This is a genomic window from Planococcus sp. NCCP-2050 (assembly GCF_023708025.1).
Classification (GTDB): domain Bacteria; phylum Bacillota; class Bacilli; order Bacillales_A; family Planococcaceae; genus Planococcus.
Genome location: NZ_BRCX01000001.1, coordinates 1,515,758 through 1,532,002 on the forward strand (window position 1 = coordinate 1,515,758; position 16,245 = coordinate 1,532,002).

The following is a 16,245-nucleotide window of genomic DNA, read 5'->3' on the forward strand; positions in this document are numbered from 1 at the left end:
CCTATTCCTTCAAATATGCCTGGATGTGAGCGATGGTCTCTTCTGCATCACTTAAATGCGGATTATGTCCCTTGGCTTCCATTAGAACCAGTCGGCTGTTATCAATTTCAGCATTTACGTAGCGCCCGACTTCAACCGGTGCAATCGCATCAAATTGCGTCTGCAAGATCAAGGTCGGAACTTTTACTTTCCCCAATTCTTTTCGCATATCCGACTTAAATGTGACTTCTGCAAATTGGCGCGCAATCACAGGATCGTTTGAACAAAGAACATTTTCAAAATCGTCCGTTAAAGTGGGCCGATCATCATTTTGCATGACAACAGGCGCCAAATACTTTGCCCATTCCTTATAATTCACTTCCATCATATCAAGCAATTCATCGATATCAGCCGGTTCAAACCCACCGCGATAATCCCCCTCATTCATATAATAAGGCGACGGCGCTATCATAATCAGTTTCGTCATCAATTCGGGGCGTTCAATCGATGCCAGCATGCCGATCATGCTGCTGACGGAGTGTCCGACAAAAACCACATTCCGAAGATCCAAAGCATCACATAAATCGAATAAGTCCTGTTTATAGCCGTGCAGCGTGCTGTAGCGTTCCGTCGAGTATTTCGATTTATCGCTTTTTCCTGATCCTACATAATCGAAAAGCACCACTCGGTATTGGCCTTCAAATGCAGGCGCAATATGATTCCATACATATTGATCGCATCCAAATCCGTGAGCAAATACCAATGTTTGCTTTCCTTCCCCTATAATCCGTACATTATTTCTTTTGATAATCGCTTCTTTCATCCTTTACCACTCCCAATGCATCAATGCCGATTACGTAAAAATACCCGCTATCGTTCATACTACCATCTCTAGCTAAAAGTAACAGCAGTTGAATTCAAGTGTTCGAATGTATACCCAATTCCCGCCATTAGTCCGGCAAATAGATAGTTGATACGTTTCTGGCTGAGTCAAAATACTAAAAATCTCCAACCACCGTTAAGGCCTTTATAACCAGCCATTATTTTTTAATCTACAAACTAAAAACGAACCCGTGCGGCTCGTTTTTGTGTGGTCACTCTTCCAACTTCATGCGTTTTCGGATTCCACCTGAAACCTCAGTGCCGATTTCAAGCGGTTCGTGCAGACTGCCGGAAGTCGGCGGGGCTGGCGGCGCATCTTCTATCACTTTCTTTACTTGCACCGAATTCATCTTTTCCGTCAGTTTCGGCATGAGGCTCCGTGACAACGCAGTACCTTTCACTTTCGATCCTACTCCAATGGATTCCTGCGGGTCATCGATCAAGCTGATGATCGCTTCAATGACGGGTTCCGGTTCATCCATCGGCTTCATTTCCGCTTCGTGGCCTGTATAGTTGGCCGTATGCAGAAACCACGGCGTGTCGGTTGCCCATGGATGGACCATGCAGACATGAATATTCTCATGCCCTTCCAATTCGATTTCCTGATAGAGGGAGGCCGTTAATCCGATCACTGCAAATTTTGTCGTGCTATAAGGCGTGTAATACGGGAAAGGCACTTTTCCTGCGACCGATCCGATATTGATCAAGGTGCCATGACCTTGCTGCTTAAACTGGCGCAGTGCATAATGGCTTCCAATCAGCGTACCGATGACATTGATTTCAACTGCGCGTGCCATGTCTTCCCCTGGCACTTCCGTATAAGGGCCGATCGCCCCCACCGCTGCGTTATTGATCCAAACATCGATTTTCCCGAAGGTGGATAGCGCCGTCTCAAAAAGATGCTTCATATCTTTTTCCTTGCTGACGTCTGTGGTAACGGCAATGGCATTCGAACCCAGTTCATTGGCCAATTCTTCTATCAATGCCGTCCGTCGGGCAGCGAGAACCACATTCGCTCCGTCAGCCGCCAATTGCCTCGCTACCCCTTTTCCAAAACCGCTAGAAGCACCGGTAATAACAACCGCCAAACCCTGCCTTTTTTCATTTTCAGCCATGCGAATTCCTCCTTGCCGCTTATTTATTGCGGAAACGTTCACGCATATTCCCTGAGACTCCGGTTCCTTCCATTCTCGGTTCGAACAAACTGCCGGATGTCGGTTCAGCAGGCGGCGAACTTTTCAGCATCTTGTCCAGAAAATGGCCATCCAATTTCTCTACGGTGTCCGGCATCAATTTGTGCATGACCGCTGTGCCTTTTACTTTAAAGCCGATTTCCAGACTTTCTTGCGGATTATCGATCAGCTCGAGAATCTCTTCGATGACTTCCTCCGGGTCGTCAGCTGGACCAATTTCGATGGCATGCCCGCTGTAATTTCCGGCATGTTCTGTCCAAGGCGTGTCCGTCACCCACGGATGGACTACACAAACTTGGATATCTTTCCAGTCGTCCAGCCGCATTTCCTGATATAAGCCTTTGCTGAGGCCGGATATTCCGTATTTCGTCGCCGTGTAGGCAGCCCCGAATGGAAGCGGGACGCTTGTGGCAAAAGAAGAGAGATTGATTAATGTGCCGTAGCTTTGCTGCTTAAATTGCTTTAAAGCGAAGCGGCTGCCGTACATCGTTCCCATGAGGTTCACTTGGACGAGGCGCATCTGATCCGCTAGTGGAATTTCCGTGAATGAACCGATAATCCCAAGCCCCGCATTATTGATCCAGACATCCACTTTTCCGAAATCCGCAAGCGCAGTATCCATCAGCCGTTCCATGTCGCCTTCAATACTGATATCCGTCGTGACAGCAACTGCATTCGGCCCCAGTTCTTCTGCCAGCTGCTCGATCAGCTCCGTTCGCCGAGCAGCCAAGACGACATTCGCGCCTTCTGCTGCAAGCCGCTTCGCCATCCCTTTGCCAAAACCGCTTGAAGCACCGGTGATAACAACGGTCAGGCCTTGCCTGGATTTTTTGTCTGCCATTTAAACTCCTCCTCAGGTAGAGAATGTTTTGTTGCTTCTGCCATACCCCTTTCTATGCAATGAAAACGCGGGCATCAGGCATATCGCTCAAAGAATTAAATCTAAAAAAACGGACACCCCATGAATGGAGTGTCCGTTTCTTCCTTCTATTCTTAAATCTCGGAGCTCAAGACGATTTCTCCCTGCGGCGACGCATTGCCAGCCTGCGGTTCAAGCGTAATCGCGATGGTATCCCAGTCTTCGGTATTGCCTTCCAGACTGTAATACGCATTTCCTTCTCCATTGGCACTCGGTGTAAAGGCTCCTGCCGGAATCGGTTTACCTTCTTTCAAGAGCCAAATCTGATAAACTTGTTCGCCTTCAAGGGCTTCCAATTGTTCGGCTTGCACGACCAATTCAAGCGACTCCTCTTCCCGGATGATTGCTGCTTTCGCCGTTCCGCCAAATACTTCATTCGGCTGAAGATCGATGGACTGGAAGTCCGGCTGCTCCGACAGCTTCAGCAGGGCGTAGCCATTGCCGAGCAGCGATACAAACAAGGCAGCTGCAATCAGCACCGGCCATCTATTCTTCTTTTTCACCGTTTTTTGTGTGATAAGCGGAGTGGTTTCCCGCCTCACTTCTTCGGATTTCTCCTGCTCTTCTTCTTCGAAGACAGTAGACAAGATTCTGGCTTTCATCCCGGCAGGCGGATCGACAGGATCTGCAAGGTAAGGGAGATCGCCCGTCATTTCAATGATTTCCTGACAATCTGCACAGGTTTTCAAATGCTGTTCAAATTCAAGCTGTTCTTCTTTACTGAGCGTTCCGTTCAAATAATCGATGACGTGGTCACAATTCAGTTTCGCCATGGTGAGTCCCCCCTTTCCTGCACATCATGCAAAGTCCCTTTCAGTTTTTTCAAAGCGAGCCGTATCCTGCTTTTGACGGTCCCGAGCGGAACCTCGCATAGTTCAGAGATTTTTTCATGTGTGTATCCTTTAAAATAAAACAACTGGACCATTTTTTGCTGCTCGGCAGATAAATCTTTCACAGCCAATTGAATCTGTTCTTTCTTTTCCTGCCATTCTGCTGTTTCTTCCACACTCGATGCTGGACTAACTAATTCTCCAGCCTCTTCAAGCGCCACTGACGGTTTTTTCTTCTTGCGGATCAAATCGATGGCGGCGTTCCGTGACATCGTGAACAGCCAGGAAGTGAATTTCCCTTTGCTTTCATCGTACTCCCCAACCCCCCGCCAAACTTTTATAAAAACTTCCTGCAGCGCTTCTTCTGCCAAATCCCGGTCTTCGGTCATTTTCACAAGAAACGAGAAAAGAATTTTTTCATAGCGGTCGTATAATTGTTCAAGCGCTTCTTTGTCTTTGTTCCGTACACGTTCATATAGAACAAAGTCTGAACTTTTCTCCATAACTGGTCCCCTTTATTCAGATTTCATTCCTCAAGCTTACTATAACTCAGCGTTAGCCAACACAATAAAGTTAAGGAATCGAGAATTCGAAGATAAGAAGAGTGAAAATGAACGATGCATTTTCATTCTTTTATTCGCAGCTACTTCTTTTTGCTTTCCTACTCCTCTAACGGATCGATTCGTTTTTTAGTTCACTTTTAAAAGTTTTTTAAAAAAGAGTGATCTATTTTCCAACAGGTTCCGTTAGGTAAGCAAGAAATGAAAAAAGAGGAGTGTTGACGATGAAATGGAGAAAAATTTTAGCGCCGGTATTAGGGGCAGCGCTGCTGCTGCCAGGAATGGGAGCAACGGCATTTGCACACGATGGCCCGCACGTGGATACAACAGGAGATGAATTGCGGGCGACGCTTGATGGTTTGCTGTCTGAGCATTATGCTCTGGCTGTCGACTCGATGATGAAAATCTACGACGGCGACAAAGCAGCCGAAGCGGCCATGGCTGCACTGGATGAAAATGCAGCGGATATGGAGCCGGTCATCGCATCGGTTTATGGCGAAGAAGGCGGCGCGGCATTCGAGGAAATTTTCGCGAAGCATAATGTTGAAACAGATGACTATGCAATGGCTGTAAAAGACGGCAACGAAGAAATGAAGCAAGAATCTCTTGAACAGATCCAGTCATTTGTTGACGAGATGGGCACGTTCCTCGCAACAGCAACGGAAGGCAACCTTCCAGAAGAAGGAGCCAAACAGGCGTTGCGCCAGCATGAAGATTTCGTACAAGATACATTCGACTTATATGCAGCTGGTGAATACGAAGCGGCTTATACTTCTTATCTCGAAGGCTTTAAGCAGATTTTCGGAGCTGGCAGTGCCATCAGCGGTGCAATTGCCACTCAATTCCCTGACCAGTTCACGGACCCGAATACACCGGCCGGCGATTTCCGTTCAACAGTGAACCGCATTGCGGCAGAACATGTTGCACTCGCGCAATTGAGCATGGCAAAAGGCTATAACGGTTCGGCAGACTTTGACTTTGCCGATTGGGCACAGGACCAGAATACAGAAGAGTTCCGCGGTGCTTTAGCTTCTGTCTATGGGGAGGAAGCGAGCAACCAATTTACCGCTCTTTGGAACAACGAACACATTTCGATCCAAGGCAACTTAGCCGCTGCTTCCGCTTCTGAAGATCAGGAAGCTGTAGACGGTGCCGTCATGACATTAACAGATACATTTGCAAATGAATTAGGTACTTTCCTAAACACTGCAACTGAAGACCGTATGCCGCTTGAAGAAACGATTGCTGCTGTTGCGGCACACGAGAAATCAGTAGTAGATACATTCCAGCAATATGTTTCAGGTGATTATGCAGCTTCCTACGAGACTTACCGCACTGGCTATGCCATCATGTTCGATATCGGCAAAGGCTTAAGTGGTGCAGTTGTGGATCAATTCCCTGAGAACTTTGTCAATGCAGCCCCTGAAAAAATGCCCGCTACCGGATTTGGCGGCAGTGAAAGCCAATCCAGCACGATGATGCTTTGGGTAGCTTTAAGCGCATTGATCTTAGTTGGCGCAGGAACTATCACGTATCGTCAAAGTAAACAACAATCATAAATGACAGGAAATAAGAGAGGGCTTTTTAGCCCTCTCTATTCCTACTTTAATGGGAGGGATGGAAAATGAAGCAGATTGTGACAATGGGCATCGCCGTTTTTTTGGTCGCTGCCTTATTTTTCATTTTAAAGCCGTTGGCGAATGGCCCGGCGGATAAAGAAGAAAGCGTACAACTTGAAGAAAACAGTGAAAAAGAAGTGACGGCGGGAAATGTTGTCGACAAAATCGCCGAATTCCCCATCTTTCCTGAACAGCGCGAAAAACTGGAAATGGTCCAAAAACAACGGCAAGAAAGCATTAAAGGCATGGAGCCGACGCGCATCGAAATCGAGTCCATCGGAGTTGAGGCAGCAATCGAACCGACCGGGATCCTTGAAAATGGCGAAATGGGCGTCCCAGAAGATGTCGATCAAGTAGGCTGGTTTGAACCCGGTTTCAAAGCTGGCGCTAAAGGACATGCTGTCCTTGCTGGCCATGTCGACAGCTTGACCGGCCCAGCCGTATTCTACGAGCTGAAAGACGTTAAGCCTGGTGATCAAGTGAAACTATTTGATGCAACAGGCCGGGAAATGGTATTTGAAGTTCAAAAACTGGCAAGCTATGAAACCGATGCAGCACCGATTGAAGAAATCTTCGGAAATGCAGACGGACGGTTCATCAATCTCATTACTTGTACTGGCGACTTTAACCGTGATATCGGTTCGCACGAAGAACGATTGGTGGTAACAGCTGAACTCATCTCCGACTCGGCAGTTGAAATTGCAGCTCCCAAAGCACCGGAGAACGTCACTGCAACTGATTTCAATGTTTCGTGGCACGCTGTACGGGACGATGCCATTATCGGCTACCGCGTCTATGAAGAGGACATTGCATCCGGTGAGATGAAGAAAATTGAAACCGTCTCCCTGTTCGACCGCAAGAATATTACGATCGAGCCAAGCGAAGGCAAGCGTTACTATGTTTCCTCCGTCGACGTGGATTTGAAAGAATCAAAGAAAGCAGAAGCGTTAAAATAGAAGCTGTGGAAGTCGTCGAGATGCGCTTCCACAGTTTTTATTTGCTTTTAAAAGTTTTTCTGGTTATTAGGCATCTCTTGGACTTTAGCCAAGAAAGTGGATTGTGGTTTTACTGATTCTTTTTGTTAATACCTGACGCACTTCGTTTTTATAACTTGAAGATAAGTTAAAAGATTTTCAGGCGGTATTTTTCTTCGAGTCTATGCGGTGAAAAAAGTGTGGAATATTTTCTATACGATGGATGCTGAAGCAGCCTCTCGGGCGTCCACCCTTGCAATGATGCGGTTTCGTTACATTCGCTCTTTCTTAAACGATTCGATGCAGGGGTTGTCGTAGGGCTCCCCTTTGCGACTCATGCTGATTTTTACTTTCTTCGCTTTTAATAAAGTTATGTCCTCATTCGAACAGTAATGAGAGCCTCGACTGAAGCAGCGAATCGACTTCTTCGAGCGGAAACTCTTTTCTAAGACTATTTTCACTCTCGGTTTTATCCGGGCGTATTTCCGTCTTAACTGGGCGTATTCTTTCGACTACTGGGCGTATTTCTTCCTTAACTGAGCGTATTTTAAATTCGCAGAAACAGCCGCTTCTTTAATTTTACGGTCAATAACAAGCAAGAAAAAAAAGCAAATCCGGTAAATCCGGATTTGCTTTTAAGCTTTTCTATTCTTTATTGCTTGCGGTAACGGACCGCTACTGTTGTCGCAAGAGCTGCTAACATTAAGCCGGCCATGATCCATAGGAACGGCGTTGTGGAGGAAGCGGCTGTTCCGCCCATACCTGTTGCCGGCATTTCAGATGGCATTTCCGCAGCCCCGAACTGATCCGGGAACTGGTCAACGATGGCTGCTGATAATCCGGCTGCTGGCATCGACATATGCGCATATGCTTCACGAATCGAGTTATAAGCGGTATCGTAGTCTCCCGCAACGTAAGAGTCAAAGGCTACTAACAATTGGCCCGTATGTGCTTTCAAGCCTTCTTCCAATGCATCTGCTGGTACACGGCCTTCAGTGGCTGCATCAAGAAGTGCCGCTTGTTCGATGATGTATTGGTCCAAATCTGCTTTCGCTTTTTCTTGGCCTTCCATATTGCCTTCGCCTGTTGCTACTACGTAATCAACAAAGTAGCCAATATGTGATTTCCAGATTTCTTCAAATTGAGCTCCTGCTTCATCGCCGTAAACAGATGCAACAGCTGCAGTTAAATCGTCAGCGTTCGCAAGCAAAGCGGCAGATGCCTGGTCAAAACTTTCAGCTCCGTCTGCCCCGTCCTGCATTGCCATTGCTGCTAAGCCGGCATGCTCTGTGAAGGTCATGTTCAATTGAGCACGCAAGTCAACAGCTGGTGTATCCGGATTCGTATTATCGAATTTCTCCGGGAATTGGTCTGCAATCGCTACGGACAAAGTTTCCGCGAACATGCTCATGTGATGGATCGATTCGCGTTCAAGTGCGTACACTGTCTCAAAATCACCAGCTACGTATGCATCAAAAGCTTCTACTAATTGATCTACGTGCATATCCAATCCTTCTTTCACAGCCGCTGCCGGTAAACGTCCTTCAGTTGCTGCATCGAAAAAGTCCGATTGTGTTTTCTTGTATTCTTCCAGATCTGCCAAGGCTTTGTCTTTTCCAGCCTGGTCTTCTTTTGCAGTCGCTGTTACATAATCAACAAAATAGCCGATATGCGATTTCCAGATTTCATCGAATTGCGCTGCGCCTTCGTCACCGTAAACAGAAGCGACTGCCGCTTTTAAATCATCGGCGTTTGCGAGAAGCGCTCCAGACGCCTGATCAAAATCTTCAGCGCCATCCACACCTTTTCTCATTGCTTCAACTGCCAGAAAAGCATGTTCCGTCAATACCGTGTCCAATGCGATCCGAAGTTCAGCCGCCGGTGTTGCTGTACCGGCTTCCATTGCTGAAGCCGAAGCCGGTGCTGAATGCGATTCATGTCCGTCTGCCAAAGCCGCTGTCGGCACCAGTAATGAAAGGGTTAATGGAAGAGCTACTAAAAGTTTGTTCATTTTCATCTAAAACATCTCCTTTTTCCTATTTAATTTTTTGTACTGCCAACAAAACGCAGGAAGAAATGGTTTAGATCACTTTTTTGAATAAAAGATTTTATTTTAGTGAAAGCTGTCGGAAAGAAGCGATTTCCTGCCATGGAAGTGGTTTTCTTTTGGAATTTCACCTTGAACGCGCGCATTTCTTTTTGAACGCGCGTAAATCCGATTAAACGCGCACATTCTTCTCTGAGCGCGCGCAAGTGCTGAAATCCTCCAATTTTAATCAAATATATTAAGAATGTCTTCCAAAAAAGCGATTTATGGCAGCAATTTTTATCCCGGTAAAAGCGAGTAATTTCCAGAAAATTGTCGAAACAATGTCGGCTTGCAAAGAAAAAGGAATAATTCCTCTGATAAACCAGCACGTTATACTGTATGGTTTTTAGGCTCTCGTGCTAAACTATTTTTAATTTCAAAAAGGAGGCGTTTGCATTGGGAAGGGATTAATGAAGATTGGCGAAATTGCACAATTAAGCGGAGTATCGACCAGAACAATCGATTATTATACGAATCGCGGGTTATTGTCAGTTGAGCGCTCGGAAAAGAATTACCGGCTTTATCCCGATTCAACCCTTCAAACGCTCGAACGGATTCACCAGTTGAAAAAACAGCGGCTGTCGATTGCCGAGATTAAAGAACTGCTCGATTCGAGCCGACTGCCGGAAACTGAAGTGCTAGCTGAAGACGTATATGAAGAATTCGATTGTCTGCAGAAAAAAATCATCCGCTTAGAGGAACAAATGAAAAACGCACCGACTCATGTCAAAGTGCAGATCAGCAAAGCACTTGAGAGCAAATTGGTGGCCATTGCCTCCCTGCTCGCTCTGCTGTAACTAATTACGGAGGTGAATCCCTTTTAAAAGGGAACATAAGTGGACATAATTACGATACTGAATTTAGGGTTATTGGTACTATTACTTGCGCTGACGGCATTTTTTGTCGGCTCGGAATTTGCGGTCGTTAAGATTCGCATGTCACGCCTGGATCAGCTAATTGCAGAAGGCAATAAAAAAGCGATTACTGCAAAGAAAGTCGCCAGCGACTTGGATTACTACCTTTCAGCTTGCCAACTCGGAATCACCGTGACGGCACTTGGACTCGGTGCCCTTGGTAAGCCGACAGTTGAACGTTTGATGTATCCAATATTTGAATTTCTTTCCGTTTCAGATGCGGTTGCTTCTGCCTCTTCCTACGCGATTGCGTTTTTGCTTGTCACTTACTTGCACGTGGTGCTTGGTGAAATGGCACCGAAAACATTAGCGATCGAATATGCAGAGAAAATGTCGTTATTGCTTGCCCCTCCTCTTTTCTGGTTTGGTAAAGTATTGAAGCCTTTTATCTGGCTATTAAACGGTGCTGCCCGGATTCTTTTAAGAGCATTCGGCGTTCAGCCTGCCGGACACGACCAAGCCTACTCGGAAGATGAGTTAAAGATTGTCATGGCGCAAAGCTATGAAGGAGGCGAATTGAACGAAACTGAGTTGTCTTATATGGAAAACGTCTTCACATTCGATGAGCGTGCAGCGAAAGACATCATGGTCCCTCGTACTGAACTAATTACGCTGGACAAAGACATGCCGCTCGAAGAAATCGTCCAAATACTGGATGAGAACAATTACACACGTTATCCAGTGACCGAAGACGGTGACAAAGACAGCATCATCGGGTTCGTCAGCGCAAAGAAAATGCTACCGCATATCGTAGCGGGCCGCCCGTGGCAATTGCAGGATTTTGTCCTTGAAGTTCCGACCATTTTTGAGATGACCGGATTGCAGAACGCATTGCTGCGAATGCAGCATGCACGTGTCCACATCGCCATCGTAGCAGATGAATACGGCGGAACTGCCGGAATGCTGACATTGGAAGATATTCTGGAAGAAATCGTCGGGGAAATCCGCGATGAATTCGATGAAGATGAACAGCCTGAAATTGACCAGATCGGTGAACATCAGTATTTGATTAACGGACGGGTTCTACTGAGAGATCTTGAAGAGCGTTTCGGCCTGACTTTTGAGGAAAGCGCAGATATTGATACGATTGGCGGCTGGGTCCATTACAAGAGTGTCGGGGAAGTTCAAACCGGCGATACGCTGACGAAAGAAAACTCATTGTGGACCGTCACCGAAATGGACAATCAACAAATTAAACAAGTTATGTTCCATCGAGAACCTGAATAAATCTGAATGCCTATCCTGCTTTTGACTATTTAATGGAGGTGAATCCCCTGTCACAGGGGAGCCATATTGGAAGGACAAATAATCATTAATCTGCTGCTCGTCGCGCTGATGATTCTCGCGACTGCATTTTTCGTCGGTGCTGAATTCGCTATTTTAAAAGTGCGGATGTCAAGAATCGACCAACTTATTTCAGAAGGCAATAAAAAGGCCATACGTGCAAAAGAAGTAGCCAACAATCTCGATTACTACCTGTCGGCGTGCCAACTCGGAATCACCGTAACCGCTTTGATTCTTGGGGCATTGGGGGAACCGACAGTTGAAAAAATGCTGCATCCGGCATTCGACTATTTTGACGTACCGGAAGCTTTAGCAACAGCCCTTTCTTATGCAATTGCGCTTGGAATTGTCACGTTTTTGCACGTTGTCATCGGCGAACTCGCACCCAAAACCTTAGCGATTCAATTTGCGGAAAGAATGACCTTGCTTCTTGCACCTCCTCTTTACTGGTTCGGCAAAATCATGAGCCCATTTATTTGGCTCATGAACGGCTCAGCACGCCTATTCCTTAAACTCTTCAAAGTAGAGCCTGCCGGACACGAAGAAGCGCATTCTGAGGAAGAACTTAAATTGATTATGGCAGAAAGCTATAAAAGCGGAGAAATTAACCAAACCGAATTAACGTATCTAAAGAACATTTTTGAATTTGATGAACGGATTGTGAAGCACATCATGATTCCCCGCGAGAACATCGTCACGGTCGATCGAGGGCTATCACGCGAAGAGTTTTTCAGCGTACTGGATCAGCACGAATACACCCGCTATCCGGTGACCGAATCTGACGACAAAGATCGAATTCTCGGATTCATCAATACGAAAGAATTGTTGACCGGAATGGCAGCTGGACGTGTTCAAGATCCTGCTGAGCTGCTCCATAAAATGCCTAGCTTTCCGGAAAGCACGCCAATTCAAAAAGTGTTGAACAAAATGCAGCAAAGCCGCACCCATATGGCAATCGTTACAGCTCCGAACGGACACACGGCAGGCATTGTAACGATGGAAGACATTTTAGAGGAAATTGTCGGTGAAATCAGTGAGGAGTCTCTCGAGATCAATCCCATTTAACAAATGCAGCAACTATCCTAAAGATGGTTTTCCCAATTCTAAAGTCCAGCATTTTGCTGGACTTTTTTATTTTCCCCCTCCCTTTTACTAGATATTTTGATTTGAGTGGGTATTCTATATTACAATAAGCCTCAGAGCCATTTTTCAGAATGCAATTCGACTGCATCCTGTAGGCCCTGCAGAGTGCAGAGAAATGAAGCAAGAAGAAATGACGGAGGCGGAATAAGAAATGATGAGAGACGAAAAACTGCATGAGTTCCTGTGCAGCAAAACGGATTTCCTGACAGAGCAATGGTATGAATCGCTAGATAAATCAAAAGACGGAGTTTACGGGGCTACAGATCCGGAAACCATTAAACGTGTAAAAGCACAAAACCATGCATTCCATGTGAAATTTTGCGGCATGTTCGAAAAAGACGACACGGAATGCATAGAGGATTTCCAAGAGTGGATTAAAACCATTGCCAAAGATGAAGCCCATTTAACTACTCCTCTTGAAGAAATCATCGAGGAGTTTTTCAGAACCCAGCAGCAATACCTCAATTTGATCGAGGAATACACCGAGGCAAATTTAGATGTGCTTTCAATCAGACAAGTGGCAGCCTGGAATCGTGGGGTTGTTGAAACAATCAACCGGATTATTCTGGAGTTTACCCTCCAGAATTCACTTGCGACGAAAAATCGGTTGAATGCCCAACGTGAAATGATTGTCGAGATGAGTGCCCCTGTCATTTCATTAACACATGATATCGGGTTTCTTCCGCTAGTCGGTGAAATCGATACGTATCGCGCGTATATCATTTTTGAAAAGGCACTGGCGCAATGTGCTGAACAACGCTTAAACAAGCTCTTCATTGATTTATCCGGCGTCCCGATTATCGACACGATGGTCGCCCACCAGATTTTCCAGTTAATTGATGGACTGAATTTAATCGGTGTACGGACCGCTTTATCAGGAATCAGCCCGGATATTGCACAGACAGCCGTTCAATTAGGCCTCAAATTCACCAACATCGAAATTCATAACACGTTAGCCCAGGCTATGCGTTTGAATAAATTGAACTTCGTCTAAAGTGATTGCTGTTATAAAACTACACATAGAAAGGGCCGCTGAATTTCCAGCGGCCCTTTCTTTATACTGAATTATTTAATAGCTCAACGCTTTTTCATACATCCATCGCTTCAATGTTCCCATGGAGTTGAAAGACACAGCTTCACCGGTGGCTTTGTGCTCTGCTTTAATAATGACATCGAATTCATCCACCATGAATGACCAGCCTTCCTCAACCAGGCTGCGTGCCGTTTTGACAATCATACTTGACCCTCGGACTGTTCCCAATTTCATCGCCTTCAACTCCTTTGAAATAAATTATAGGCTAAGTTTCTTCAGCCTCTTAATAATAATTGTACTTTTACATTCCTTATTTTTCTAGTATTCAAACCTGAAAAACACGCAAGTCACAAAAAATACATAAGCTTACTCTCCCATGGGCTCAGCGGCCGTTTGAACATCTCGTAAATCCGGCTGATTCTCTATTCCTTAGTTCCTATTTACGCCCTAAAATGTTTAGCATTTGAAAGAACGGGGGTACACTAGCAGTACCTTACTTTACAGGAATCCAATTTTACACAGGAGGAATTTAATAATGGCTAAACGTGAAAATACATTTATCGGAACTTTTGATGTACAGGCAGAAGTATTAAGCAAAATCACAGAACTGAAATCTCAAGGTTATCGAGAAGAAGATATGTATGTGATTGCTCAAGATGAAGATCAGCTATCCATGATTAAAGGACAAACAGATGTGAAACTGGATACCCAGGAAGATCAAGGCTTCATGGGAAGATTCATTTCCACATTGGCAGGAGAATCTTCATCATATGAAGCATTCGATACGATGGGAATCGATTCGGATGAGTCCGATGTTTATAAACGCGAAGTTGAAAACGGCAAAATTCTGCTTTATGTGGACAGTGAATATGGTCCATCTTATGACCGCTACAGCGAATCACGCGCAAATACCGGCGGCGCGAGCTCTACTTTCACAAATGGAACAGATGCTTCAACAACAGACGAAGAGCGCCTTCGCTTGCATGAAGAGCATTTGAAAGTGGATAAAGAACGCGTTCAAACCGGTGAAGTCAATGTCGGAAAGCATGTCGTTGAAGATACGCAAACAATTGAAGTACCAGTAGAACGTGAAGAAGTATACATTGAACGCCGCCCTGTAAATGAAGCGGCAGACTCCACCACTACTGGCGGATTGACAGGGAAAGACGCTTATCAGGACGGAGACAACATCCACATTCCAGTTTCTGAAGAGCGTGTGGAAGTTTCGAAAACGGATGTTGTTTCTGAAGAAATCGTCGTTGGGAAGCGCAAAGTCCAAGATACTGAACAAGTCACAGAAACGACTCGCCGTGAAGTAGCGGATATTGATGAGGATAATGATTCAACTACAAACGGGCGCAAGCCTTTATAATTACCGAAAGCAGCATGGGTGGCGAGAGCCGTTCCATGCTGCTTTTTTAGGATTTCCCCTCGTTATACTGCGCCTTCACTTAGCCTTGCAACAATCGCATAATAATCTCCAGGCTCTGTCGTGTAATGCACCGGTTCAAATGTTGCGATAAATCCTGCCTCTTTTAAAAGGCTTTTCCATTCCGGCATAGAAAATAAACCAGATTGCGAGCTATCCGATTCAGTAAAAACCTTTCCATTCTCATTTCTCATCATATAAAGGTAATGCGTCTCTGTCATATGATCGTCGGGATTGCTGTCATAGGTCCATTCCAAATACCGCATACCGCCCCCATCCTTATCGATTCCTCCATGATGGGTGCCGCCTGAAAAAGTTTCCGTGAACTGGTCGGTCATGATGAGCAGCAGGCCATCCGGATTCAAATGCCGTCCTGCATTCCGAAAAACGGCCAGCAAATCATCGGGTTCCTTAAAATACGTGATGGCGTCATGGACGAAAACCAAATCATAATCTGCTCCTGCATCCAAAGTGCGCATATCGCCTTGCAGATGTTCGCATTCCGGGTTCAACTGCTGGCTGACAGCGAGCATATTGGGCGAAAGATCCGCCAAGACGATTTGGAAATGCTGTTTCAGATAAAAAGCGTTGCTGCCCCCGCCTGATCCAAACTCCACAGCTTTTTTCACACCCGGGTGATGGCGTTGAATGATCTCCGCATAAATTGCAGCTTCTTCTTCATATTCCGTATGCGGCGACATGAGTGGCCACCACTCTGCCAATTCTTTGTACAATTTCATGATTTCCTGCACCGCCCTTCTTATTTTCCTTCATTATAATCAGCTGACAATTGGAGAAATAGTTTTACGGCTTGAAGAACCCGCAAAAAAACGGCCACGAAAATTTTTCGGAGCCGCTTCGCTTTTTCATTGTTCTTTTACAATCGTATTCGCATAGGCATCGTGAGGGAATTTCTCGCCTTGGGAATCTGCGTATTTTTGGCGGTCGCGCAAATAAGCAAGCGGACCGATCGTATCTCGGTGCACAACACGTTTCAAAATCTGGGCATCTGTCAAGTCGCCACCGTCTTCGCTTTCCACTTTAATGCCGAACGCTTTTTGGCCAAGCGTCTGCCCTTTCAGGCGAAGCTGCGCATATTCAAGCCCCCAGAAAACGGCTGTGGGCAGCACCACTTGAAGGAACGTCTCATTCTTGATCTTTTTACGCAAAACCGGTTCTAAAGCTGCCGTAACCATTGTAGAAACGACCGAATCAACCATAACTGCTTTCGTGCGTTTTTTCGTCAATTCGTACATTAAATCCCCCACTTTCCAATAGATTTACCCTTATGATAGAAGACTCTGGGGTAGAAGGCAATTATTCAGCAAAATGCAAAACATTAAAAACTCCGTCCCTTTTCAAGGAACGGAGTCTTTATCATTCTGGATTCGGAAAAG

Annotated in this window: 16 protein-coding genes; 7 read left to right on the forward strand and 9 right to left on the reverse strand. The window is 45.7% G+C overall.

The genetic code is table 11. From position 1 onward, the window contains the following. Position 1: 1 nt before the first annotated feature. From NFU07_RS07430 to NFU07_RS07450, 5 genes are all read right to left on the reverse strand, one after another. Positions 2-802 carry an alpha/beta fold hydrolase gene (locus NFU07_RS07430; protein WP_251476324.1) on the reverse strand — a complete coding sequence of 267 codons (801 nt, stop codon included), beginning with the start codon at positions 800-802 and terminating at the stop codon, positions 2-4. Positions 803-1,073: 271 nt separating this feature from the next. Continuing rightward, a complete protein-coding gene (locus NFU07_RS07435) occupies positions 1,074-1,976 on the reverse strand; it encodes an SDR family NAD(P)-dependent oxidoreductase (protein ID WP_251476326.1) in 903 nt (300 codons plus the stop codon). Between the two features lie 19 nt (positions 1,977-1,995). Continuing rightward, positions 1,996-2,895 (reverse strand): SDR family NAD(P)-dependent oxidoreductase, encoded by a 900-nt coding sequence (locus NFU07_RS07440; protein WP_251476328.1) that lies wholly within the window; start codon positions 2,893-2,895, stop codon positions 1,996-1,998. Positions 2,896-3,047: 152 nt separating this feature from the next. After that, complete coding sequence (locus NFU07_RS07445) at positions 3,048-3,746, reverse strand: anti-sigma factor (protein WP_251476329.1); 699 nt, start codon at positions 3,744-3,746, stop codon at positions 3,048-3,050. Continuing rightward, complete coding sequence (locus tag NFU07_RS07450) at positions 3,734-4,306, reverse strand: RNA polymerase sigma factor (RefSeq protein ID WP_251476331.1); 573 nt, start codon at positions 4,304-4,306, stop codon at positions 3,734-3,736. The genes NFU07_RS07445 and NFU07_RS07450 overlap by 13 nt, the downstream gene beginning before the upstream one ends. Positions 4,307-4,587: 281 nt before the next feature. On the opposite strand from NFU07_RS07450, the gene NFU07_RS07455 reads away from it, so the two are divergent. Together NFU07_RS07455 and NFU07_RS07460 are read left to right on the forward strand one after the other, a co-directional pair. After that, positions 4,588-5,922, forward strand: a complete 1,335-nt coding sequence (locus NFU07_RS07455; protein ID WP_251476333.1) for a hypothetical protein — start codon at positions 4,588-4,590, stop codon at positions 5,920-5,922. 65 nt (positions 5,923-5,987) lie between these two features. Continuing rightward, positions 5,988-6,938, forward strand: coding sequence for a class F sortase (locus NFU07_RS07460; RefSeq protein ID WP_251476335.1), 951 nt, complete (start codon positions 5,988-5,990; stop codon positions 6,936-6,938). Between the two features lie 670 nt (positions 6,939-7,608). On the opposite strand, the gene NFU07_RS07465 is transcribed toward NFU07_RS07460, so the two are convergent. Then, a complete protein-coding gene (locus NFU07_RS07465) occupies positions 7,609-8,973 on the reverse strand; it encodes a copper amine oxidase (protein ID WP_251476337.1) in 1,365 nt (454 codons plus the stop codon). A gap of 482 nt (positions 8,974-9,455) precedes the next feature. Between NFU07_RS07465 and NFU07_RS07470 the strand changes: the two genes are divergently transcribed. The 4 genes from NFU07_RS07470 to NFU07_RS17700 all read left to right on the forward strand — a co-directional run bounded on the left by NFU07_RS07470 (position 9,456) and on the right by NFU07_RS17700 (position 13,380). Further along, positions 9,456-9,842 carry a MerR family transcriptional regulator gene (locus NFU07_RS07470; RefSeq protein ID WP_251476339.1) on the forward strand — a complete coding sequence of 129 codons (387 nt, stop codon included), beginning with the start codon at positions 9,456-9,458 and terminating at the stop codon, positions 9,840-9,842. A gap of 39 nt (positions 9,843-9,881) precedes the next feature. After that, positions 9,882-11,186: a hemolysin family protein gene (locus NFU07_RS07475; RefSeq protein WP_251476341.1), complete on the forward strand. Its 1,305-nt coding sequence runs from the start codon at positions 9,882-9,884 to the stop codon at positions 11,184-11,186. Positions 11,187-11,252: 66 nt separating this feature from the next. Beyond that, positions 11,253-12,308 (forward strand): hemolysin family protein, encoded by a 1,056-nt coding sequence (locus NFU07_RS07480; protein WP_251476344.1) that lies wholly within the window; start codon positions 11,253-11,255, stop codon positions 12,306-12,308. Between the two features lie 229 nt (positions 12,309-12,537). Beyond that, positions 12,538-13,380: an STAS domain-containing protein gene (locus NFU07_RS17700; protein WP_285835942.1), complete on the forward strand. Its 843-nt coding sequence runs from the start codon at positions 12,538-12,540 to the stop codon at positions 13,378-13,380. A 75-nt stretch (positions 13,381-13,455) separates the two neighbouring features. Here the strand turns inward: NFU07_RS17700 and NFU07_RS07490 are convergent, their stop codons facing one another. Further along, complete coding sequence (locus NFU07_RS07490; RefSeq protein WP_052650118.1) at positions 13,456-13,653, reverse strand: hypothetical protein; 198 nt, start codon at positions 13,651-13,653, stop codon at positions 13,456-13,458. A gap of 301 nt (positions 13,654-13,954) precedes the next feature. On the opposite strand from NFU07_RS07490, the gene NFU07_RS07495 reads away from it, so the two are divergent. Beyond that, positions 13,955-14,791: a YsnF/AvaK domain-containing protein gene (locus tag NFU07_RS07495; protein ID WP_251476346.1), complete on the forward strand. Its 837-nt coding sequence runs from the start codon at positions 13,955-13,957 to the stop codon at positions 14,789-14,791. Between the two features lie 62 nt (positions 14,792-14,853). Here the strand turns inward: NFU07_RS07495 and NFU07_RS07500 are convergent, their stop codons facing one another. Continuing rightward, positions 14,854-15,588, reverse strand: a complete 735-nt coding sequence (locus NFU07_RS07500) for a class I SAM-dependent methyltransferase (protein ID WP_251476348.1) — start codon at positions 15,586-15,588, stop codon at positions 14,854-14,856. A 126-nt stretch (positions 15,589-15,714) separates the two neighbouring features. Next, positions 15,715-16,104: an RDD family protein gene (locus NFU07_RS07505; protein WP_251476349.1), complete on the reverse strand. Its 390-nt coding sequence runs from the start codon at positions 16,102-16,104 to the stop codon at positions 15,715-15,717. Positions 16,105-16,245 lie beyond the last annotated feature (141 nt).

Coding starts and splice junctions, on each gene's coding strand:
- NFU07_RS07495 (WP_251476346.1), top strand. CDS start 13,955: ATGGCTAAACGTGAAAATACATTTATCGGAACTTTTGATGTACAGGCA.
- NFU07_RS07465 (WP_251476337.1), bottom strand. CDS start 8,973: ATGAAAATGAACAAACTTTTAGTAGCTCTTCCATTAACCCTTTCATTA.
- NFU07_RS07505 (WP_251476349.1), bottom strand. CDS start 16,104: ATGTACGAATTGACGAAAAAACGCACGAAAGCAGTTATGGTTGATTCG.
- NFU07_RS17700 (WP_285835942.1), top strand. CDS start 12,538: ATGATGAGAGACGAAAAACTGCATGAGTTCCTGTGCAGCAAAACGGAT.
- NFU07_RS07450 (WP_251476331.1), bottom strand. CDS start 4,306: ATGGAGAAAAGTTCAGACTTTGTTCTATATGAACGTGTACGGAACAAA.
- NFU07_RS07455 (WP_251476333.1), top strand. CDS start 4,588: ATGAAATGGAGAAAAATTTTAGCGCCGGTATTAGGGGCAGCGCTGCTG.
- NFU07_RS07490 (WP_052650118.1), bottom strand. CDS start 13,653: ATGAAATTGGGAACAGTCCGAGGGTCAAGTATGATTGTCAAAACGGCA.
- NFU07_RS07460 (WP_251476335.1), top strand. CDS start 5,988: ATGAAGCAGATTGTGACAATGGGCATCGCCGTTTTTTTGGTCGCTGCC.
- NFU07_RS07500 (WP_251476348.1), bottom strand. CDS start 15,588: ATGAAATTGTACAAAGAATTGGCAGAGTGGTGGCCACTCATGTCGCCG.
- NFU07_RS07470 (WP_251476339.1), top strand. CDS start 9,456: ATGAAGATTGGCGAAATTGCACAATTAAGCGGAGTATCGACCAGAACA.
- NFU07_RS07435 (WP_251476326.1), bottom strand. CDS start 1,976: ATGGCTGAAAATGAAAAAAGGCAGGGTTTGGCGGTTGTTATTACCGGT.
- NFU07_RS07440 (WP_251476328.1), bottom strand. CDS start 2,895: ATGGCAGACAAAAAATCCAGGCAAGGCCTGACCGTTGTTATCACCGGT.
- NFU07_RS07445 (WP_251476329.1), bottom strand. CDS start 3,746: ATGGCGAAACTGAATTGTGACCACGTCATCGATTATTTGAACGGAACG.
- NFU07_RS07430 (WP_251476324.1), bottom strand. CDS start 802: ATGAAAGAAGCGATTATCAAAAGAAATAATGTACGGATTATAGGGGAA.